This is a genomic window from Candidatus Palauibacter sp. (assembly GCF_965213655.1).
Taxonomy (GTDB): Bacteria; Gemmatimonadota; Gemmatimonadetes; order Palauibacterales; family Palauibacteraceae; genus Palauibacter.
Genome location: NZ_CBDBZT010000003.1, coordinates 232,890 through 253,637, shown reverse-complemented (window position 1 = coordinate 253,637; position 20,748 = coordinate 232,890). Strand labels below are relative to the sequence as shown.

Sequence of the window (20,748 nt, the reverse complement as noted above, 5' to 3'; positions counted from 1 at the left end):
TCAGTCGAGACGGTGTACTCCCGATCGATTTTGTTGTGGCGCCAGTATTCTTTCGGGCGGAGCGGCAGACGGTGGAGCAGGCGGTATGTCTGACCCCGGAAGAGGCAAGCCAGAGGGTTGTCGATGTATTCCGGAGCGGCAAGGCCGATGCGTCCGCGCTGGCGCAGCACGCCTTGGATTGCCTCGCGTGGATGATTGCCACAGGGACACTACGGCTTCGCATCGCGATACCAACTGCTGACTCAAACTACCATCCGAAGGTATGGCTTTTCGACGATGGCGCAGACCAGATGCTGGTTCGAGGATCGGGTAATGCTACAGCTCGCGGAATTGGTAGCGGTGTGGAGCACTTCGATGTAGATGTCACTTGGGTTGGATACAGTCGGCAGCGCGTCCACGATGGCATGGCGATCCTCAACGACTGGTCTTGGGGGAAGAGTCGCGGTATCGAGCGGGTCGTCGAATTGCCCCAAGCTCTTAGGGAGGAAGTCATCCAGACCGCGCCAGACAGGCCACCTGGCCCAGCCGATTACTCTCGGGCAGCCGATGAAGACGACAACCCTGCGTGGGCGGTTGACCGCGCTGCCCGATTGGCGAAGCGATTCGGGCGAGCGCCCGTCCGAACGCAACCTCGCTTGGAGATACCGCCGGAGTTGATCTGGGAGGATGGCCCCTATCGTCATCAGGGAGAGGCTGTCGCGGCTTGGGAATCCGGCCCCGACCCCGAACTCGGTACGATTTCGATGGCCACCGGCGCTGGCAAGACCATCACCGCCCTGATTTGTGCGACTCGCCTTCAAGATCGCCTTGAAGGTCGACCACTCCTCGTTGTTGTCTCGGCACCGTCGATCCCACTGATTCAACAGTGGTGCAAGGAGGCGAATAGGTTCGGGGTGCGCGCTGTCGCACCAACTCTCGAGCCGAGTACCGATATGTCGATCACGAACCTCTTCCGCAGGTTGCATGGCGGCGGCACCCACATTCTGATCGTCACCAATCATTTGATCTCCTCCCCAAGCTTCCAGGCCACCGTCGCAGAGAAGACCCAATCCCATCGACTGACTGATACTCTTTTCATCGGAGACGAGGTCCATACGTTGGGTGCCGCCAAGTTCGTGACAAACAAGCCCGAGTTCTTCACCCGACGACTCGGTCTGTCGGCGACACCGGAACGCCAGTATGACCCAGACGGTACCGAGGAGATCTTCACGTTCTTCGGCAATCCCGTATACGAATACGGCCTCGACCGCGCGATCGGGTTCTGTCTGACTCCCTACGACTATTGTGTCCATGCCACTACCCTGGAAGAGGATGAGGTAACGCAGTTCGAACAACTCAGTCAGCGGATTAGGATCGCCATGGCAGTGGAACGAGAGGATGTCGGAAACGGCGATGACACGCTGGAAAGGCGCCTGCTAATCCAACGGCGTAAGATCATCGAGAGAGCGACAGGCAAACTCTCGTTGCTCCGGCAGGTCCTGAAGCAGCGTGGTCCGCGTTTCTTGGACGGTGCCCTAATATACGCGACAGCCAAGGATCCCGAACAATTCGACAAAATCGGTGTCCTTCTGAACAACCTTGGCATTCGATGGGCACCTGTCACGCAGGAAACCACCGCAAAGCCAAGCCTGCTCGCGAGCCGCCTTGAAGCGTTCTCCGATGGGGGTTACCAAGTACTCTTGGCCAAGAAGGTCCTCGACGAAGGCGTCGATATCCCTCGAATCCGAGAAGCGTTTATTGTCGCGTCATCCACGGTAGAACGAGAATGGATCCAACGAAGAGGGCGTGTGCTCCGACGACATCGCGACAAACCGTTTGCAGTCGTCCACGATTTCTTGGCGCTGCCACCAACACAACTGGTCGCCCAGGATTGGACGAGCGTTCAGAAGATTGTCCGCACGGAATTCAATCGCGCCTACACGTTCGCCAAGTTCGCACGTAATGCCACCGGTGGAGACAGCGTGTTCGCTGACCTAGGGCGCATTCGGTCCGCATTTCAGCCAGAGAGAGGCACGGCGACACTCCTTCAACGTTCAGGCGACTCCTTCGTGTCGTCTGGCACACCGAGAGGGTCAATATGATAAGCAACTACGATCGCATATACAGGGAAATCCAGATCGAAGCCCGACGAATCGGTGAGGATTTGGATGTGGATCATGAGATTCTCGAACGCTTGACTCTGGAGATCGTGGATTTTGAGGATCGGCATCGGATTTCACGCGTTTACGATATTGCAAAGCAGGTTCAAGCTATGATCGAGAACACAGCGATCACCGCAGCGGGGGAGGCCTCGTCAACGTGATTAGATTGCGTCGGATCGCCATTCGGAACTTTGCATGCTTCGATGACATCGTCGTTACACCTTCCGTAGACCCAGAGCAGCGGCTCACAATCATCAGGGCTGAGAACGGTTCCGGGAAGACCACGTTCCTGCGCGCGATTAGGTGGGGCATGTATGGTGAGCGGGGGCTGCCGGGAGCAAACACGAAGCGGTTCTCGCTTCACCCAGCGGACTGGCGGCCGGCCGAGGAGGGAATCGCCACGACGGTTGAAATCGAGTTCGAGACAGACGGGTCGACCCGAGTTTATTCCGGTGCGGGCAGCCAACTAACGGTATACAACCTTACGAGGCGGGTGAGGACTATTCGTAACGCAGCGGCGCGAGATGACGAGCCAGACTACCGACGGATGCAGGAGACAGTGCGGCTCATGAGGAAGGGGCCGGACGGGGAGTGGGCGCCGTTTCCGAACCCAAAGGTGGTGATTGAAGAGCTTCTCCCTTGGGGTCTCAGGGACTTTTTTGCCATGGACGCCGACGAAGCAGCCGACTTCGTCGGCGGAAGCGAGAACAAGGCGATTGCCCGCCGAGATGTCGTTGCGAAGACTACCAAAGCAGTCCAGAGCCTCCTTGGAATCGGTGTCTTCAAGGATGCGACGCGAAGAGTGAGGCGTCTTGAGCGTATGTTCGGCTCGGCGGCCGCGAAGGCGATCGGAGACGAGGATCTCAATGCCCTTCAAGAGGCGTTGGAGGAACATAGACGGCAGCGTAGCCGTTTGCGTCGAGACTTAGTTGATCACAGGCGGGAACGCGAGGAGTTGGCCGACGAATTGCGGCGGGCGCGTGACGACCTCGAGACCGAGGTTAAGGGTGTCGGCGCCGCTGAGCAGTTGGCGGAGCGGCTTAGTGAGACGCGGCGGCGAAAACGCCAAGCATCAGATCGGTACCGAAGGACCATGCTCCGTCTCGCTGGCCAGCTGGAGGAAATAGGTCTTCTTGGGACCTTGGCAGGACCGTTGGCTAAGAAGGCTCATACTCATCTCAAACCCCTGCACGACTCTGGAGCGATTCCGCTCAGGCACCTTCAGTTCGTCCGAGGACTCTTGGAGGAAGGAGTATGCGTGTGCGGCCAAGACCTCGCCGGAGACGGCGCTCGACGTGAGCACCTGGAGGCACGGGTCGCTAAGACTGCCGATCAAGAGAGCCGCGCCGAGTACCTCGGACGACTGTACGACGCGGCTCATGCCTTGGTTCGCGAAGGCCAAGGCCCTGAATGGCTGGAGCGCACCGGACGCCTCAATCAGGATGCAGCATCGCTCAGTGACGACTTGGTCGAATTGGGACAGGCAGAGCGCGAGATCGATGCCGACCTGAAGATGATTGATGAAGACAAGATTCAATTGATACGGGACGAGATCGGAGCCCTAGAAACTCAGTTAGACATCGTGAGGCGAAAGCTCGCCGATAATGAGACCGCGTTGCCACCGCTTGAAAAGGAGATACGATCTCTGGATAGGCAAATCCGCCAGCGCACGAGGAAGGAGAGAATCGCAACGGACAAGAGAGCGGCTGAGGAATTGGCGGGAGTCGTCGCAACGATTCTCGCGCGCGCGTACAAGACCATAGAAAGCGAACAGGTGGGCGAACTGTCCCAGAGTATGAATCTGCTGTTTTCGCAAATGGCCGCCAACGTGTCCGATGAGGACGTAGCGAATGCGGAGGCTAACAAGGCCACTCTCAGGATGATTGCAAGAGTCGGCTTGCGACCTGTCGACGACGAAGCTCAGGAATACGAGATCGTTGCGTTCAACAGAAGGGGTCGCTTGATGCCGCCCATAGAGATCAATGGGGCTTCGAGAAGAGTGCTTGCTCTGTCTTTCGTGTTGGCACTATGCAAGGAATCCCGCACATACGCCCCGCTAATTGCGGACTCTCTGCTGAACTTCATGTCAGGTGCAGTTCGGAGAAACACATTGCTAGCTACTGCCGAGAACTCAAGCCAGCCGATTCTCCTTCTGACCGGCTCGGATCTCGAAGGACAACAAGAGGCCGACATCGCGAGCCGTTACGGTGGAGCAACCTTCACACTTACCGGGCAATGGGACGTAATCGGAGAGGGCAGCGCTGGTGGAGATGTCTTGAACTACACTGTGAAGCGACCGATCGCGGTCATCTGCGAGTGCGGTCCGAGGCAGTTCTGCGATGTCTGCGAGCGGATCGGCCAGAGTGGGTCACCGGGGTGGAGCAGGCGTGAAGGTGGAGATCGACGATGAACTACTTCAAAGCACTCCTCACCAGCCGGGCACATTCCCTGTTTCTGCCTAGGAAATGGAAGGATTCCATACAGCGTTACGTCCGACAGCACCAACCGGGCGCTGCTGGCAACCCGGAGGCTGCACCCTTCGAGCGACAGCTAGACTTCTGGGCGTTGGCGCTCGCTTCGGCGGTGGCGAGAGGCGTGCCGCCCGTTGCGTCGAAACCCAGTCAAGGGGGCCACAAGTTCGCCGACACTCGGTCGGTTGAGATGTCTAACGAGCTATGCGAACTGCTCGCGGTCCTAGCGCTTGGGGCGCTAGGTCCCGATGACGAACGGGTTGAGGATCCTGCACGAATCATCGAAGTCGCCAACCATTATGCTGCCGCGGGCTGCGAAGATCTGCTCATCCGGCTTCAAGATCCAGATCTGCGCCTGAGCACTCTGGATAAGGCCATCGACCTTGCCAAGGAGTTGGTACACGCTGTAGAAGGTAGTCAACCTCGGTGGTAGGGCAGCGGACTGTCGGTGGCTTGAAATCACGGCAGGCTATTCCGCGCCTTCCAGCGGAGATGGCATGGACCGGGACCGGAAGATGATCGCGGCACTGCCGAGGGAATAACGCCTCGCTGCGCTCACGCCGCCGTTTCGGAACACATCGACCCCCGGCCCACGGATTCATGCGCTCGCCATCGGCTGGAGGCTCTCGAGGAAAGCCCACGCGATAAGCTGCTCAACTTCCCCCAGCCATTCGACAGCCTCCCCATGGACGGCCAGCGCCGGGAGTAAGGCCATGATGACCCACGGGGCATCTGGAAGGTGGTCGCGGAAATCGCCTGGGTCACATCCGTCGATCAACCAATGGGCCGCCGCCACCGTCTCGCGCCATGCGCGCCGCGGGCCGGCACCACCGCCTTCCGCCACCGCCAGCTCCGCGATGGGCTGCTCGTCCGGGGCGACGATGCGCGCTCTCAGGACTCGCGGGCCGTGCGGATGCGCGAGCACGTGCAGCCGCCACGGATCGTCCGGCCCCCGCAATGGCGCGGGGGTTGCGAGCCCACCCGCCGCCGCGATCAGCCGTCCGTATGTGCGCGTCATGCTGTCGGGATACCCGGAGCCATCCGACTCACGGTAGAACCCCGTGTTCGCGTTCCAGTGTTCGAGCCTCACGGGTCGATTCCCACAGATTGGTTTGAAGGGTCGGCTGTCTGCCATCGTCACGGCCGGTCCGGGTTCGACCTCCGAATCGAAGCATCCATCAAGAAAAATACATGACACTTCCTTCAGCTCGCGAGTGGCGCAGGGCTCCCTGGGCCAACGGCCCACCTACCACGGCTGAGGGGTCCCAGACGAGGGGCTCACCGGGGAACGGTAGTTTCTTGGATGGTGCCCGACAAACGACGTGAAGGTCCACCCCGGTTTCGCTGTCGGAGGAGTCAAATGCCACCGCGAGGGAGCCGGGCCGGACAGAGGCTCGGCTGGCCAGCAGGCGGCCTGGCGGACAAAGGCGGAGACGGGGGACTAACTAAACCCGGGAATCTGAGACGACCGGGAGTCCCGCCAATCGCGCCCGTGTTCCCGCTGGTGCGGTCCGATGCAGTCAGACCGGCGGTCAACGGCAGGAAACGCAGATCGTGCAGTCCTGTAATACTTTAGACGATTCCCTGTCGTGATTCACGCGGACCGGCACCCGCTGTCCGGTCTCGTGGGCAAGCACGAGGGCGACATGGAACCGCCAGTCGACCTGCCGGGATACCCCGAGCATCGCCTGGTACTCCCCCTCGGAGAGGACGACCCGGGTGGGGTTCTTCTCCTTGGGCGTCTTCAGGCCCCTGAGCGGATTCGAGTCGAGAAGGAGCCTCCCTTTCTCGTCCCGGGATTTCGCCGCCCAGTTGAGGACCGCGATCAGGAACCGCAGGTCGTACTCGGTGGTCCGGTCGGACACGGGCTTGCCGCTGGGTCCGACGCGCCCCGACCTCCGTGCCTGGATGAAGCGATCCCAGTCCCGCTGCGAGAGCGTGGCCGGGTAGCGGTCCCTCCCGAAGAACCCGAGGAACATCCTCATCGCAGTCCGGTCGTATCGCCGCGATTTGTCCGTTTTGGTGGGCGTCACCTCTTCACCGTAGATGTCAAAGAGCCGCTCCAGCGTGAGCATCTCGGGCTCGGCTTCGGCCTTGCCGTTGGGTTCGTGCACCGCGAAGCCCGCGGCGGCCTCGTCGGCCTGCCGCTTCGCGCGAGCCCAGTCGCGGTGCTTCAGCGACCGACTCAGCCTGCGCCCGTTCTCCCGCCACTCGATCTGAAGCAGGCCAGTTTTTGGATCGGGAAACACCCGGACCCGGTTCCGGCCCCATTCGCCAGCGCTGTAGCTGCGCCGGCCTCGTTTCGTGCGTGCCATCATTCGATTCCTCCGAAGATGGACTGCACGATCCGCCTGCTCGAAAGCTCGCGAGGAAGCGGCATGTCCGCCAGTCGCCTGATCGGCACGGGCGTCATCGGGCAGTTCCGTCGCGCGCTTCATATCCGCCCCTTCTCGCGGAGCCGCCAGTAGCCCGTCTCCCTCGGCAGGTAGTGGGGCTTCAGGTAGACGCGCCGGGCCGGAAGCGATTTCACGCCGTCGTAGGGGAGGCAGATGGCCTGGTAGTTGGCGAGCAGCCCGAACTCGCGCGGCGTGAACACCGGCTCCCTCTGCTGCCGGAACGACCTGCTCGCGCCGATGGTGCCCCGTCCCCCTCCGGCGCGGCCGGACAGAAGCGAGAACTCGGGCCTGCCCGTGGTCTCGGTGAACGTGTGGGAGGCCCGCGTCTTCATGACGGAGCCGCACATTTCCGACGCGATCCGGGCCGACGCCTCGTCGGACAGGGACAGGAAGATCCGGGTGCGGAGCGTCTGGACGAGCGTGCGCCACGCCTCGCCCGAGGGCAGCACGGAGCGGAGCGAGGAGATCGACTGCGTCGCGACGATCGGGATGCAGCGGCACTGCCGGGTGAGCGCGAACGCCTTTTCGTCGCCGGAGGGGTCGTCCTGCCCCACGGTGGCGAAGGCCTGATATTCGTCGCAGATAAACACGGCGGGCCGCATGTAGCGGTCGGGGCGGCGCGCGGCCTCGGCCGGACGCCGGAGCAGCGCCTGCATCCACGCATTCTTGAGCAGCACGCCAATGGCGCGGGCAAGGGCGGGGTTCGCTCCGGCGGGCATGTTCAGGGCGAGCACCTTGCCTTCGTCGATCAGCTGCGCGAGCGGCGGCAGCCTCCGGCGAAGTCCCGGCATGGCATGGGCGGCACCATCGGCATCGTGATTCCCGGCGGGTGCGGACTCGGCGGGCGGCGGCGGGCAGAACACCCTGGCCACCTCCGGCAGGTCGAAGAGCGACAGGAACACGCTGATGCCCTCGACGATCGAGGTGCGGAGCTTGGCGTCCAACGCCATCCAGTCGTGTGAGTACCACCGCTCGATGGCCTCGACCTGTTCGGCGACCTCCCGGCCCGCGCCTCCGCCGGCCTCCTCGGTCTCGAAGGCGACGCCAAGTTCGTCGAGCCGGGATCCCAGTTCCGGGTCCAGACGGCACCCCACGTTGCCGGTGCCGGGCACGCGCTCCCACGCCCATGCCTCCAGCGCCTGCGGGTGGGCGATCATGTCCTCATGAGAGATGACGGCGCGCTTCGGACGGAGCCGGTCCGCGAGCTCCCGCGCCTCGGCGATCCTCCGCCCCAGGAGTTCGGCGTCCACGGTGCAGCGGTAGATGTCCCGGAGCGTGACCCAGCCGCCCGGCAGGAGCCGGTGCAGCTCGATGATCCACCGCACGAGGTTCGTGTACGCCTGTTGCCAGAACGGTTCCCCGCTCTTGCCGAAGAGCTGGTTGATGAGCGACGCGACGCCGTAGGCCGCCGAGTAGGAGTCGAGCAGCGGGTCGTCGAGCGGGTTCCACTGCCAAGACCCTCCGAGCCCGATTTCGAGGTAGTCGTCACCGCGCCCGGCATCGTCGAGGATGCTCCGAACCTGATGGCAAAAGTCTCCCTTGACCTCCAGCACGAGTGCGCCCGCGCGCTTGCGCGCATCGTCGGCCCGCCACGAGAGAAGCTGCTTGGCGAACGGGTACATGCAGGCCGTGGTCTTGCCGGTGCCGACGGCCCCGACGACAAGCACGCCGGTGTAGAGCCCCTTCTCGGGGACGACGAGCCACGAGGGCCGCTCGCTCTCCCGCGCCACGGTCGGATGGTGCGTCTCGCCGATCACCAGCGAGGGCGCGTCGTCGTTCGGCGAGGTGGGCCACTTGGGCAACCTGCCCCTGCGGCGGAACCTGAAGAGCGGCTGCAACCAGACGCGCCAGACCGAAAGGACGAGCGCGCCCGCGAGGATGACCGCGACGCCGGGCGCGGCGTAGTACCAGATGCGGATGGCGGCGTGGATGCCCGGATCGTTGTAGGCGATCAGGTCGAGATAGGGGTTGTCGCCGACGGCGGGGAACGGCAGTTCGAGCGCGTGCGCGCCCGCCGTTCCGATGGCGGCACCGATGACGGCGACCGTCGAGTTCCTCATCGGCGAAGCCCCCTTCCTGGAGGGATCGTTGGTACGGGAGCGACCCGGCGGGGCGGGCGGCATGGGCCTGCACATGCCGAACCGCCCCGATGCCGCACCAGGCATCCCAAAGGGCCGGGTCGCTCCCGTCCACGGCCCGGAGACCCGGATCGGCACCGGCGATCCGCGGGCCGTGGCACAACCCCAAGCCTTCCAGCAACTTGCGTAACCCGGGTTCCGCACAACACGGCGGCATTCCCCTGCACAAGCACCCCGATGTCGTTTTCACACCTCCCGATCGGCAACGGGCTCCGCTCCACGGCGCTCAAGTCTGGACCCCGGAAAGACGGCTCGACCGCCACACCGAATGGCCGTCGATCACGCCTTCTGGATGGGCCGACCGGAGCAGATTCCGCATCTCGACGAGGCGGCGAAGGTAGCCGTTGAGACCGCCCAGTTCCTCGACCGTCGGGTCGTCCATGCCCCGGATGGCGTTCTCGACCCGCGCGGCCTCGCGCCGGGCCGCGGCGATGGTCCCGGACGGATGCACGGGACGCAGGGCCGCGTCCGCAATGGTCCAGTTCCCGAGGATCGTCCGCGCTCGGTCAAGCGGTCTCCGGGTGCCCGCGACCCCGACGGCCTCGACTGACAATCCATCCTCCCGCAGCGCCTCCCAGAGCCTCCGGTGCCGATCCCGCCACGTAATGTAGCGCCGTCGAAGTGTCGTAGCCGGAATCGGCGTGGACGAACACGGCGCGGCGGGAGTCCAGCGCCACGGGCATCCCGCGCGGGAAGTACCGCCGCGCGCCACCGGTCGCGCCCAGGTAGACCCGGACGGGCAGCGGGGAGCGGTCGATGCCGAGCGCCTCGAACGCGTCCACCTTCTCCGACTCGGTCGGGAGCCAGGGACAGGCCCGGATGCTCGATCACGTAGTCGAACGAGAGCAGGCGGCGCACGACGACCTCGGTCGAGGTGATTCTGCGGTGGCGGACATCCTCGGCACCGAGCACCCGGTAGATGCCGCGCGCGCAGACCCGACAGACCTTCAGGCCCCGGACCGTCTCCTCGGTCACCAGCCTTCGCTCCGCCAAGGCCTGAATGAGCCGGAGCACCTTGAAGCGGCTGGCACTGAGCCAGTCCGAAAGCTGCGCGCGGATGAACACGCCGCCGTGCAGGCTCGCCAGCGCGACCCACTCGGCCCGGCGGCCCGTCAGGCCGAAGGGCTCAAGCGCCCGTTCGCGTCCCTTCACGTGGGTGATCATCGTCGGTTCCCCTCTTGCGAGCCATTTCGGCTCGGGGAGCCGCCGCGACGGGGAACGCACCGACGCCGCGGGGCGCTCCTCGACGAGACCTCGAAATGCTTCGTCACGATCTCCATGCACATCAACCCGAACACGGTGTCGGCAAGCCGCGCAAGTGAGTGGGAAATAGGCCATTTCCCACGTCTCGGCGGGGCAACGGGTTGCCGGATCCGGGTTCGGCCACCCGTCGCCACTGACGGCTCGACGCGGGTTCTCCATCCCGCTTGGGGAGCGCCCGCATCTGCAGGCCGAACCTGTGTTGCAACCTCTCCATGCCCGAACGGTGAAGGACCGTTCGCGAGGAAGTCAACCGGTGGGAAATGTCCCATTGTCTCATGACGGGTCATGACGTGTCATAGGGTGTCACAGCCTTCGGATGCCGCCGCCAGCGGCTTGCCGAGCGACCCCCGTGGAGTCTCCGTGGTGGAGCGGTCTAGGGGTGGCCGTCCGGGCTTGCGGAGTCGGCCAAATTGGCCAAAACTTAGACTGCCACCTAGTCGGAGGGATCGCATGCGGACGCTGAGCGCGAAAGACGCGAAGTACGGCTTCGGTCGATTGATCGACCTCGCCCGCGCCGCGCCCGTGACGGTCGCCAAGTACGGGCGGCCGGTGGTCGTGGTGCTCGCGGTGGAGGAGTACGAACGGCTGAAGGCGCTCGACAGGAAAACGACGCGTCCCGGAACGGCGGCGCGGAAGCGAGCCCAGGCGGGAGGCCGCTGAGACCGATGGACAAGCGGAGCCTATCGGAGCGCGACATCTGCACGAAACTCATCACCCCCGCCCTGCGCGGGGCCGGATGGGACGAGATATCGCAGCTTCGCGAGGAGGTGACGTGCACCGCTGGCCGCATCATCGTGCAGCGCAAGCTGGTCGCGCGCGGTTGGCGCAAGCGCGCCGACTACATCCTTGAGTTCAAGCCGAACATCCCGGTCGCGGTGATCGAGGAGAAGGACAACACCCACGGCGTCGGCGACGGCATGCAGCAGGCGCTGGACTACGCCGAGACCCTGAACATCCCCTTCGCGTTCTCGTCGAACGGCGACGGCTTCGTGTTCCACGACCGAACGGGAAGCAGCCATCCCCGCGAGACGGACCTGGCGCTGCCCGCGTTTCCGTCTGCGGCCGATCTGTGGGCGCGCTACAGGCCGTGGAAGGGGCTGACGCCCCAAGCCGAGAGCATCGTTCTTCAGGACTACTTCGAGGACGGCGGCGGCAAGACACCGCGTTACTATCAGGTCAACGCCGTAAACGCGGCGATCGAGGCCATCGCCAAGGGGCAGGACCGCATCCTGCTCGTCATGGTCACGGGCGCGGGCAAGACGAGCAAAGCAATCGCATGCGCGCTGTACGAGGGCTGATGCACAGCTCCCTCACAAGTCTTCCAACCGGATCTGTTGCGGAAGGGCTCACTCGATGAAGCTCCAGATCGACGCCAAGTTTCTGACCACCTGGTCCTTCGCCTTCGCACTCGTCGTTGTTGCCGTGGTAGGTGTAAACGCCGTTGTCGGCCTCCCCGCCGCGACCGTGGCTGCGGCCGCGATGGGGGTGCTAGCAACGAAGATGTTTGACAAGTTTGAGTACGAGCCAGATCAGGAGATTCGATTCGGTGCCCCAACCGTGTCGGTCCCGTGGTTGGCCGCCGCAATGGCCTCGACCCTCATCCTCTACGGTAGTCGACTTGGATTAGCCCTATTCGGCGGAGCACTGGGTGCGGATGTGGATATCTGCCGCCCCGTTGTTCTCATTCCGGCTATCGCCTTGGATTGGGGCGGATTCGTCCTCGGAGGCTGGCTGATCGCCACGCTCTTCAAGAAGCGTTCGGTTGGTCTCGCTTCGATTGCCGCGTTTGTTGTGATAGTGGAAGCCTTACTGGATCTGAGAACGGTGGACGCTGAACAGCTCCGATCGGTCATGGAGTGCTTGGGCGTTGTTGCGGAAAACCGAACGGACGCGGTTGCGAGCCTTCAGGTAGGAATGTTCGCAGGGCTGGTCATTCGCGCGTTCCTCTCCATCTTGGTGGCACGTTGGGTAACGCGACGATCGCTCGTGTATGAGCCGAGTACGCCATCGCGTACCGTGAACGGTGTCGGCTAATCGATACCCCTGGCCATGCCAACTCCCTCCGATCCGGTCGGCTCCTCAAGCTCAAGAAAAAACCGACCGTTCACCACGAGCGAACTCCGTGGTTGACCGGGCAAGGTTCCGGCGAAGAGGGCGCTCGGGAATCGGGGCGGCGTCTTTGCTTGGGCGAGTGGCCCAGCGCCGCCTCGGCGACCTTTGTCCATCGGCACGGAGTATGTCCCGGTTTCGGCTTTGAAGGTCCCGGGCAACTCCTGCGCAGCATGAATGGTGCCGTTCATCCCGGAAAGCCCCGAGGGCGTCGCCCGCGTCGCCAACGCCTCGAACCCTCTCGGATCCGTGTCAGTCGGGCTCCCTCGATTTCCCGTCAAACGATTCCGGTTTTTCGGTCATTCCGGCATGATCGAGCAGGGTCCAGCACAACAGCAGGAAGGGCGAATCATGTAGTCCTGTATGATGTTATGTGATTTTTTGCCGTGATGTTTGCCGTTAGCAATCCGCTACCCAGCGCAGCCGGTCCATCGATATCCCGCCCGACTGGCGGAACCGGCCGGAAGCGGGGTTATTCAGCCCCATGGGACGAAGAAAGAAGAGGGATTCCATCCAGCTGGATCCGGTGCGCAAGGCGGCTACTCCGGCTGCTGACGGCGAAGGGCTCGAACCTGCGCACCGCCTCGGTCACCATGGGCCGCAACGACGCCTACCTGCAACAGTTCATCTACCGGGGCACGCCGAAGGTTCTCGCCGAGGACGACCGCGAGATCCTCGCGGAGCCGTTGGGCTGCCGGCCCGAGCTACTCAAGCACGGCCGAAGTTTCCGGCTCTCGACGAACGCCACACGGCCTTCGCCGCCCGACGACGCCTACGCCGCGCCGATCGGCTACGGCGCCGTGCCGGAGGCGAATCTCAGAGAGGAGCCGGACGCGGAGGAAGCCTGGAACGGCGAGCTGCGGGTGACCGGAGATGCGTGGATGTTCGCCGATTCGTTCATCCCCACCGGCTCCGGGCCGATCCCGGCGACCTGTGGATGGTCGAGGTGGACGGGGGCTCGATGGAGCCGCTGCTCTCAAGCGGTGACCACATCATGATCGACGCGAGCCGGACGGTACCCGCGCCGCCGGGGATCTTCGTGATCTGGGACGGCATCGCGCTCGTCGCCACGCGGATCGAGCACGTGCCGCACTCCGACCCGGCACGCGTGGTCCTCAAATCCGTCAACCCCGAGTACGACAGCTACGAGCGGTCGGCCGAGGAGGTCCGCGTCGTCGGACGGGCGGTCTGGATGTCGAAACGGTTGTAGGGGCTGGTGGGCGTCCCTCGTAGGATTCGGCGCGAGCGGGAGGACGCTATATTGCATCATTGATTCCTGACGCGGAGAGCGAAGCCATGAAGATCCAGCTCGTGGACGGCCGCCGAGCCGATTCAGCAGCGGGCGGAGCTTGAAATGGGAGCGGCGACAGTGAAGCAGCCAAGGACTGTGGTGCCCGACGACGTGCTCGGACCTCTCAACGAGTTTGAGCTGAAGGCCGCCCCGCGCCAGTTGTTCCTGCGGGGCGATGCGTCGCTTCTGGAGGGCGGCCCCCGAATTGCCGTGGTTGGATCGCGGCGCGCGTCGTCCGAAGGCCTGGAATTGGCCCAGCGGATCACCGAGATGCTGGTGTCGCGCGGTGTCACGGTGGTGAGTGGGCTCGCCTTGGGGATCGACACCGTGGCCCATGAGACGGCGATGATCAATGGCGGCAGGACGGTGGGCGTACTTGGAACGTCGCTGGATCGGTACGCGGTACCGCGAAACCGGGGCCTCCAAGATGCGATCGGAGAGCGGCATCTGCTGGTGTCGCAGTTTCCCGGCGGTCATCCTACACACCGGTCGAACTTCCCCCTGCGCAACAAGACCATGGCTCTTCTGTCGGATGCCACGCTGATCGTCGAGGCGGCCACCAACAGCGGGACGAAGCGCCAAGGCTGGGAGGCGATCAGGCTTGGGCGGCCGGTGCTCTTTCCCAAACGGTCGCTCGAGAGGCAGTCACCGGACTGGGCCGACGAGATGATTCGCTACGGGGCCTTCAGTTTCGATGCAAGGACGCTTCCGCTGGTCCTCGACGATCTCCCCTCCCGATGCGTCGGGTCGGCGTCGCGTGCGGATGACCTACCGTTCTGAAGGTGTTCCGTTTGGATCGGTGGCCGCGTACCGCCCCGGTCGGCCTCGCTCCGGCGACACGGCCATGACCCCGCCAAGGTTGGGAGCTCGTCATGGACCTCAAGTTCTCCGATCCCGAGAGAATCCGGAACATCGCGTCGTGGATGGCGTCCGATCACGGTCGAGATCTGTTCCCGACCTACTTCGGCTCCGGCGTCGTCCTCGTTCCCGCACCCGGTCACGCCCCCCGGGCGAAGGAAGGCGAACCGCGTTCGACGACTATCGAACTGGTGCGGTCGATGGAATCGGTAGGGCTTGGAAGACGAAGGGAATGGCTTCACCGGCTGGAGAAGGTGCCGAAGTCCGCATGGTCCCGCGGAGACCGACCGACGGAGGAACGCCACCATACAACGATTGTCCTCTCCGCACCGCCGCCTGGGCTGGGGTTCGACCCCGTCGGCAGAATTACGGTTGTGGACGACGTAATAACCAGCGGCGCCACCCTCCACGCGTGTGTTCGCCGAATGGAGGAAGCGTTCCCATCCGCGCAGGTCGCAGGCTTCGCCGTCGTCCGCACGATCTCCGACGTAACGCAACTCCCGAAGGCCTTCGACCCGGTGCCCGAAGGTCAGGGGCATATCGTCCTCAACGCCGACGGCAGCACACAGCGCACGCCATGAGCGCCCTCGACCGATGCCTAAGGAACGCGCGTGGGTCACGGTCCCAAGTCTCCTACTTCCGGCGACGGGGCTGACCCGGAGCCCGCAGAGACCGACCCGCCGCCAAGGCCATTCAAGACCATGATCACAGGCGAACTCAAGGCCAAAGTAGACAGCATCTGGAACAAGATGTGGTCCGGGGGCATTTCGAACCCGCTCTCAGTCATCGAGCAGACTGACACTACCTCCTCTTCATCAAGCGGCTCGATGAGCTGGACACGCTGAAGGAGAACAAGGCCGCACGCACCGGGAAGCCCATCGAGGGGCCAATCTTTGCTCCCGATCAGGACGCCATTCGCTGGTCTCGCTTCAGGGAGACCGCGACGTGCCGATCCACGGCACGCCGGAGGAGCGGCCCACCGACCGCTTCGAGCGGGAGCGGCCCCACCTAGCTCCCCTAGCCGCGCAGCCCTACCAGCCGCTGGCCGCGCCGCCGGAGCCGGAGGACTCCACGACCCGTGAAGCGACACCGCCGAAGACCGTCGAGGTCGAGCGCCGTCCGCTGGCCGAGTACGCGAAGTGGACTTACCCCGTCTTGGTGGACGGTTAACAGTGGTGGTTTCCTCCTTTCCGATCCGGTCCCCCGGGAGCGGAGGACGGCTCGTGGGTCATGACGCCGCTCCCCGATCGCGCGCCTCGAAGCTCGCCGGCGACTCTCGTAGCCGAGGCTCGAGTGCCGCCGGCGCGGGTTGTACCAGCCCTCGATGAAGCGGAACACCGCGCGCCGGGCCTCGCCTCGGGTCCGGAACGAGGTCCGCTTGATGAGTTCGCACTCCAGCGTGGCGAAGAAGCTCGGCTCCTCGCTGTTCGGGATGGATGAGGTTCGGTAGAGTGGCGGGGCCGGCGGTGGTGGCCGCCGGTGCCCGTGCTGGTCCGTGACGCGCTCGGTGGCCTCCGGGACCGGTCGATGCGGTTGGGGGAACTCGGAGCGGCCGGGCGGGACGGCGGCATGGCGGAGCGGGGACTGTTCGAGCGGGCGCTGGGGCTTCAGTGGCCGTGGCGGGTGAAGCGGACGGAGTTCGACGCGGCGGAGTGCCGCTTGGACCTGCATCTGGACTTCGAGCCGGGCGGGACGTTCGACTGTCCCTCGTGCGGGCGCGGGGGCTGCAAGGCGCACGACGCGAGCCCGAAGCGCTGGCGGCACCTGGACTTCTTTCAGCACCGGGCCTACCTGCACGCGCGGGTGCCGCGGTTGAGGTGTCCGGCGTGCGGGGTGAAGCAGGCGAAGGTGCCGTGGGCGGAGCCGGGCTCGGGCTTCACGCTGTGGTTCGAGGCGCTGGTGGTGGCCCTGGCGCGGGAGATGCCGGTCAGGGCGGTGGCCCGCCTGACGGGCGAGCACGACACGCGGCTGTGGCGGCTTCTGAAGCGCCGCGTGGGCCGGGCGCGGGCGGAGGCGGACTTCTCGTCGGTGCGCGCGGTGGCCGTGGACGAGACGGCGTGCCGGCGGGGCCACGACTACATCACGCTGTTCGCCGACCTGGACCGTTCGCGGCTTCTGTATGCGACGCCGGGCCGCACCGCTTCGGTCGTGAGCCTGTTCCGGGAGGACCTCGAGGCGCACGGGGGGCGCGCCGGGAGGATCCGGGATCTCTGCATGGACATGTCGGCGGCCTACATGAAGGGGGCGCGGGAGGCGTTCCCGGAGGCCGGGATCACCTTCGACCGCTTCCACGTCCAGCGGCTCATGAACCGGGCGGTGGACGAGGTGAGGCGGGCCGAGCGCAAGGAGCGCCCCGAGTTGAACCGCACCCGCTATCTGTGGCTCAAGAGGCGCGACCGGCTCACCGCCTCCCAGCGCGAGCGGCTCGACGCACTCCTCGATCCGGCGGGCCAGGGCCTGAAGACGGCCTTCGCCTACCGGATCAAGCTCGCCTTCGAGGCGTTCTGGGACCTGCCGCCCCGGCTGGCGGAGATCTACCTCGAGAAGTGGTGCTCCTGGGCCGCCGGCAGCGGCCTCCAGCCCGTCACCGACGCGGCGAAGACGATCCGGAAACACTGGGACGGCATCCTCCTCTGGTTCCGATCGAGGATCACCAACGGCATGATCGAGGGCATCAACTCGCTCGTCCAGGCCGCCAAGGCCAGGGCCCGAGGCTACCGGACCACCGAGCACTTCATCACCATCGCCTATCTCGTGTGCGGCAAACTCGACTTCAAACTACCCACTTGAAACAGCGAGGAGCCAGAAGCTCTCGCACATGGCGTTGTCGTACGCGTCTCCGACGGCACACGTCCAAGCGTAGCCGGGTGTTAGGCGATTACCGTATTTGTACATGTCACACTTACACAATCCAGCGCCCGTCCGTCGCTTTCTGTCAGGTCAGCCCACCCAAGAACGCTCGCAAGGGCTCCAGAACACTCGCATTGAGATCCCAATGTTCGTCATTCATGTAGTCGCGTTGTTCTTCCCTTCGCTCCGCATCAACCGCTTCGCAATACGCGTAGATTCGTCCCTTTCCCGTCGGCCCCTCGTATCCACGACCGAACCCGTCGAGACACTCTACGTACTGATCCAAACAACTGAACACTCCATGGTGCCCTTCAACGGCCACTCCTTCCAGCAGCGTCTCCAAGCATCCGGGATCCACGTCGTTTGGCAACCAGAACGATTGCTCGATCGTCAACCCCAAGTCACTCTTGATCTCCTCAAGTTCCGCCCTCCGTGCCGCAACGCTCTCATCCGCATCGAGCACCGTCGCAACGCGACAACCCTCTCGTATGCTCCGCTGAAGCAGATTCCGAACCGTATCGAACTTAAGATGTGATACGCCTCCACCAATCTGCTCCGCTTCGACGTTCGCGATCCCCAGTACCGTCAACAACGTCGACACGAATCTTCGATCCGCCTTCCCCTCCACAAACACTTTCCACGTCGGCGGCATCATCTGATTTCGATATCGTGTTTCAATGCATACTCAAGATCTGAGTATCCGTAGCGGTAGACGCCGACAATGTCGTTCTGTTCACGTTGAAGCGCGTAGCTGGAACTTTTCTCCCTATACAGCTCACACTCCTCACGTTGCAACACCGCATACAGATCCTCGAGAACCGTGCGACTATGGGTCGTAATAAACATTTGTATGTTCCGCTCGTACGAGATGCGCAAGAGGATCTCTAACAGCGATGGGATTGCGCGATAATGAAGCCCGTTTTCGACTTCATCAATCATCAGAATGCGGCTGTCGTCTAATAGGCAGGGTGCGATCATTGCCGTTGCCCGACTCATACCGGTACCGAGCATGTTTAGCGGCAGCATCGTTGGGAGCCCAATGTCAGCATACGCGAGATTTCCATCGGAAGTAAGGTCCGTGACAGCTGGATTGATGGTTTGAAGGTACTCGACCAACTCGGCAGTCTTCTTGTGGACAGCTACGTCTGAAATGAGCTTCGCGTCGTAACTGGCGTTAGGGGTGAGATACCTTGACGGTAGGATGTGCTCTGACGCGTGCCCAGGATCTATTTTCTGTTCGAGCCCATCGCTGTTCATCGTCAGGGTGCCCGAGAATTCGATCGGGTCGTCAGAGGTGGTCGGCTTGACAGAGGCGGTGTATCCCAAGGCACGACGGCCCATGGGGGTGGAGAAGGCAGACTGACTCAGCCGCCGATCGCCACTGGGGTGGGGATCAGGATCGCCGATCGAAGCGTCCCGGGGCGTGGAAAGCTCTAAGGTCCGGCGGGACCCGTCCGCGGAGTGGGCCGCCAGAGTCGCGTGCGAGTCGGAATCGAGGCCATGAAGGAGAAAACCGAACCCTTCGATATCGGGAACGATGAAGTTGCGAAAATTCTGGATCCGGATCGGAAGTTGCAGATTACCAAGACCAGTCAGCAGGAAGATGGCCTCTAGGACGGACGTCTTGCCGACGTCGTTGGCACCCAACAGAACGTTGAAAGTCCCGAAGCCTTCGAGCCGCAGCTCCGAGAGCCCGCGGAAGTTCTGAATGCTGAGTTCGGTCCAGCGTGATGTTGTCATTACAAGTGGTCCCGGCCCTCGCGTGAGGGCTCCCAATGTTTTCGTCCTTCGAGCCGCGACCTTGGCACGTCGCAAGCTGGATGGCGGACATTATACAGGGTAACGAGGGCACGACGAAAGAACGGAATCAAGGAATGCGCGGGCAGAGATCCCCGTTCCCTGAGTTGAACGCCCTCTAAAGTCCCGGCCGTTACTGCCCGCATTCATTGACCCTTAGGTATTGGTCGATGAATGCGTCCATTTGCTGGGCCAACCCTGTAAGGATGAAGCTCCCATCGCCTTCGCCGACCCCGCCTTGACTCCACGTCCCGGCAATGCCAACACCTACTCCGTCGGGGAGAAGGTCGTATAGCCATTTTCCGAGTTCGATACGGAGGCTGTAGGGGGTACTTCGCCCGGTTCCCCCTAATACGTTCACGTTGACGTAGAGATAGTCGGATGCCTCCGGGTCGTAGATGCGTGCGGCGCGCAACGGACTCCGGACGGCCGTAGTGATTTGCGATTCGGTAAGGCCGATCTCCTCACCATCACCTTCAAGACCTTCGACCACGAGGTCCACCGCACAGCCGGTATACAGGCGGAAGCGGTCCGCGCGCGCCTCCCCCTCCGCCAACGCCTCCGCAAACACCTCCGCTGTAACGGTAACGGAGTCGGTTTCTTGGGCAGCGAGAGGGGCCGGGAGAATCGTTGCCGGGAGCGCCACCCCAACGCCGATCACGGCCAAGGGGGTCTTGCCGCCCTTCCGCTCGTGGTACCGCTCCCGTCGCCGCCGGTTCCGCCGCTTCACCCGCCCGGTCACGGCCCGCATTCATTGACCCGTAGGTAGCTGTCCATGAATCGGTCCAGCATCTCACGAAAGTCTTCAAAGCTACCGATAAGAGATAACTCCCACGTGTTGATTCTTTGCGCTATCCCCGAACGCGGGTCCTGAATCCCGCTCTTGTTAAAACCCAACCTCAATGAGTAGGGGCCCTCAAGCTCCGCAGCCGCCAGTCGGTCGGGGTCGACGCGGTCCACGGTGACGGAGAGATAGTCGGATGCCTCCGGGTCGCCGTTGCCTCTCGTGATGCCGAACACCTCTTCCGGGTCATAGATTCTCGCGGCCCGCAACCGGCTTCGGACGGCGGTTTCGGTTTTGTTTTTCAGTGCATGGTCAATCCCTCCCAAGCTGCCGTCCGGGTCGTCGTAGAACGCATGGACCACGAGACCCACCGCCGCACAGCCGGTATACAGATTGAAGCGCTCCCGCTCGATCACGTGCACCGGCCCCGCCGCCGTCTCCCTAAACTCGGGTTCAAGCCGGTCCCACTCGCTAACGGGGTCGGTTTCTTGGGCAGCGAGAGGGGCCGGGAGAATCGTTGCCGCGAGCGCCACGCCAACGCCGATCACCGCCCGGGGGGTCACTTGCCGCCCGCCTTCCGCCTCGCGGCCCGCTCGCTCGATTTCAGCGCCCGCCGTAGGGCTTGTCTGCACCAATCGGCCGGGCTCATC

General features: G+C 63.6%; 22 protein-coding genes and 3 pseudogenes. 15 read left to right on the top strand and 10 right to left on the bottom strand.

The features are described 5' to 3' along the window. Positions 1 to 71: 71 nt before the first annotated feature. Genes ACOOGH_RS03400 through ACOOGH_RS03385 form a run of 4 tightly spaced genes read left to right on the top strand, consistent with a single transcriptional unit; the run spans position 72 to position 5,045 of the window. Positions 72 to 2,081, top strand: a complete 2,010-nt coding sequence (locus ACOOGH_RS03400; protein WP_420447573.1) for a DEAD/DEAH box helicase family protein — start codon at positions 72 to 74, stop codon at positions 2,079 to 2,081. Beyond that, a complete protein-coding gene (locus tag ACOOGH_RS03395; protein WP_420447572.1) occupies positions 2,078 to 2,302 on the top strand; it encodes a hypothetical protein in 225 nt (74 codons plus the stop codon). Before ACOOGH_RS03400 ends, ACOOGH_RS03395 begins: the two co-directional genes overlap by 4 nt. 5 nt (positions 2,303 to 2,307) lie before the next feature. Next, positions 2,308 to 4,551, top strand: coding sequence for an AAA family ATPase (locus ACOOGH_RS03390; RefSeq protein ID WP_420447571.1), 2,244 nt, complete (start codon positions 2,308 to 2,310; stop codon positions 4,549 to 4,551). Then, positions 4,548 to 5,045 carry a hypothetical protein gene (locus tag ACOOGH_RS03385; RefSeq protein ID WP_420447570.1) on the top strand — a complete coding sequence of 166 codons (498 nt, stop codon included), beginning with the start codon at positions 4,548 to 4,550 and terminating at the stop codon, positions 5,043 to 5,045. Before ACOOGH_RS03390 ends, ACOOGH_RS03385 begins: the two co-directional genes overlap by 4 nt. Before the next feature lie 165 nt (positions 5,046 to 5,210). On the opposite strand, the gene ACOOGH_RS03380 is transcribed toward ACOOGH_RS03385, so the two are convergent. The 3 genes from ACOOGH_RS03380 to ACOOGH_RS03370 all read right to left on the bottom strand — a co-directional run bounded on the left by ACOOGH_RS03380 (position 5,211) and on the right by ACOOGH_RS03370 (position 9,068). Continuing rightward, positions 5,211 to 5,702 (bottom strand): hypothetical protein, encoded by a 492-nt coding sequence (locus ACOOGH_RS03380; protein WP_420447569.1) that lies wholly within the window; start codon positions 5,700 to 5,702, stop codon positions 5,211 to 5,213. 442 nt (positions 5,703 to 6,144) lie between these two features. Then, positions 6,145 to 6,930, bottom strand: coding sequence for a hypothetical protein (locus ACOOGH_RS03375; RefSeq protein ID WP_420447568.1), 786 nt, complete (start codon positions 6,928 to 6,930; stop codon positions 6,145 to 6,147). Between the two features lie 116 nt (positions 6,931 to 7,046). Beyond that, positions 7,047 to 9,068 carry a type IV secretory system conjugative DNA transfer family protein gene (locus tag ACOOGH_RS03370; protein WP_420447567.1) on the bottom strand — a complete coding sequence of 674 codons (2,022 nt, stop codon included), beginning with the start codon at positions 9,066 to 9,068 and terminating at the stop codon, positions 7,047 to 7,049. On the opposite strand from ACOOGH_RS03370, the gene ACOOGH_RS03365 reads away from it, so the two are divergent. After that, positions 9,043 to 9,276 (top strand): hypothetical protein, encoded by a 234-nt coding sequence (locus ACOOGH_RS03365; RefSeq protein ID WP_420447566.1) that lies wholly within the window; start codon positions 9,043 to 9,045, stop codon positions 9,274 to 9,276. The two genes, ACOOGH_RS03370 and ACOOGH_RS03365, sit on opposite strands and share 26 nt — an antisense overlap. A gap of 96 nt (positions 9,277 to 9,372) precedes the next feature. Here the strand turns inward: ACOOGH_RS03365 and ACOOGH_RS03360 are convergent, their stop codons facing one another. After that, positions 9,373 to 9,699, bottom strand: a complete 327-nt coding sequence (locus tag ACOOGH_RS03360; RefSeq protein ID WP_420447565.1) for a hypothetical protein — start codon at positions 9,697 to 9,699, stop codon at positions 9,373 to 9,375. Then, entirely contained in the window at positions 9,653 to 9,928 is a 276-nt protein-coding gene (locus ACOOGH_RS03355; RefSeq protein ID WP_420447564.1) for a hypothetical protein, read from the bottom strand. Before ACOOGH_RS03355 ends, ACOOGH_RS03360 begins: the two co-directional genes overlap by 47 nt. Positions 9,929 to 10,859: 931 nt before the next feature. Between ACOOGH_RS03355 and ACOOGH_RS03350 the strand changes: the two genes are divergently transcribed. The 9 genes and pseudogenes from ACOOGH_RS03350 to ACOOGH_RS03310 all read left to right on the top strand — a co-directional run bounded on the left by ACOOGH_RS03350 (position 10,860) and on the right by ACOOGH_RS03310 (position 15,837). Next, positions 10,860 to 11,069 carry a type II toxin-antitoxin system Phd/YefM family antitoxin gene (locus ACOOGH_RS03350; protein WP_420447563.1) on the top strand — a complete coding sequence of 70 codons (210 nt, stop codon included), beginning with the start codon at positions 10,860 to 10,862 and terminating at the stop codon, positions 11,067 to 11,069. Positions 11,070 to 11,074: 5 nt separating this feature from the next. After that, positions 11,075 to 11,680 (top strand): annotated as a pseudogene (locus ACOOGH_RS03345) (DEAD/DEAH box helicase family protein); the annotation flags it as partial. A gap of 82 nt (positions 11,681 to 11,762) precedes the next feature. Next, positions 11,763 to 12,443 (top strand): hypothetical protein, encoded by a 681-nt coding sequence (locus tag ACOOGH_RS03340; RefSeq protein ID WP_420447562.1) that lies wholly within the window; start codon positions 11,763 to 11,765, stop codon positions 12,441 to 12,443. Between the two features lie 668 nt (positions 12,444 to 13,111). After that, positions 13,112 to 13,516 (top strand): hypothetical protein, encoded by a 405-nt coding sequence (locus ACOOGH_RS03335; RefSeq protein ID WP_420447561.1) that lies wholly within the window; start codon positions 13,112 to 13,114, stop codon positions 13,514 to 13,516. Then, positions 13,456 to 13,728: a S24 family peptidase gene (locus tag ACOOGH_RS03330; RefSeq protein ID WP_420447560.1), complete on the top strand. Its 273-nt coding sequence runs from the start codon at positions 13,456 to 13,458 to the stop codon at positions 13,726 to 13,728. The genes ACOOGH_RS03335 and ACOOGH_RS03330 overlap by 61 nt, the downstream gene beginning before the upstream one ends. A 180-nt stretch (positions 13,729 to 13,908) precedes the next feature. After that, entirely contained in the window at positions 13,909 to 14,589 is a 681-nt protein-coding gene (locus ACOOGH_RS03325; protein ID WP_420447559.1) for a DNA-processing protein DprA, read from the top strand. 92 nt (positions 14,590 to 14,681) lie between these two features. Beyond that, a complete protein-coding gene (locus ACOOGH_RS03320) occupies positions 14,682 to 15,248 on the top strand; it encodes a hypothetical protein (protein ID WP_420447558.1) in 567 nt (188 codons plus the stop codon). Between the two features lie 120 nt (positions 15,249 to 15,368). Further along, positions 15,369 to 15,598 (top strand): annotated as a pseudogene (locus ACOOGH_RS03315) (type I restriction-modification system subunit M N-terminal domain-containing protein); the annotation flags it as partial. Positions 15,599 to 15,612: 14 nt separating this feature from the next. Further along, a complete protein-coding gene (locus ACOOGH_RS03310) occupies positions 15,613 to 15,837 on the top strand; it encodes a hypothetical protein (RefSeq protein WP_420450159.1) in 225 nt (74 codons plus the stop codon). Positions 15,838 to 15,895: 58 nt separating this feature from the next. Here the strand turns inward: ACOOGH_RS03310 and ACOOGH_RS03305 are convergent. After that, a pseudogene (locus ACOOGH_RS03305) lies at positions 15,896 to 16,080 on the bottom strand (IS3 family transposase); the annotation flags it as partial. Positions 16,081 to 16,236: 156 nt separating this feature from the next. Here ACOOGH_RS03305 and ACOOGH_RS03300 point away from each other — a divergent pair. Further along, entirely contained in the window at positions 16,237 to 17,457 is a 1,221-nt protein-coding gene (locus ACOOGH_RS03300; protein ID WP_420447557.1) for an ISL3 family transposase, read from the top strand. A gap of 145 nt (positions 17,458 to 17,602) precedes the next feature. On the opposite strand, the gene ACOOGH_RS03295 is transcribed toward ACOOGH_RS03300, so the two are convergent. The 4 genes from ACOOGH_RS03295 to ACOOGH_RS03280 form a co-directional block, all read right to left on the bottom strand. Further along, positions 17,603 to 18,172 (bottom strand): DUF3226 domain-containing protein, encoded by a 570-nt coding sequence (locus tag ACOOGH_RS03295; protein WP_420447556.1) that lies wholly within the window; start codon positions 18,170 to 18,172, stop codon positions 17,603 to 17,605. Further along, on the bottom strand, positions 18,169 to 19,257 hold the full coding sequence (locus ACOOGH_RS03290; protein ID WP_420447555.1) for an AAA family ATPase: 1,089 nt from the start codon (positions 19,255 to 19,257) through the stop codon (positions 18,169 to 18,171). Before ACOOGH_RS03290 ends, ACOOGH_RS03295 begins: the two co-directional genes overlap by 4 nt. 190 nt (positions 19,258 to 19,447) lie before the next feature. Continuing rightward, positions 19,448 to 20,056 carry a hypothetical protein gene (locus tag ACOOGH_RS03285; RefSeq protein WP_420447554.1) on the bottom strand — a complete coding sequence of 203 codons (609 nt, stop codon included), beginning with the start codon at positions 20,054 to 20,056 and terminating at the stop codon, positions 19,448 to 19,450. Beyond that, positions 20,053 to 20,733 carry a hypothetical protein gene (locus tag ACOOGH_RS03280; RefSeq protein WP_420447553.1) on the bottom strand — a complete coding sequence of 227 codons (681 nt, stop codon included), beginning with the start codon at positions 20,731 to 20,733 and terminating at the stop codon, positions 20,053 to 20,055. The genes ACOOGH_RS03285 and ACOOGH_RS03280 overlap by 4 nt, the downstream gene beginning before the upstream one ends. Positions 20,734 to 20,748: the final 15 nt, after the last annotated feature.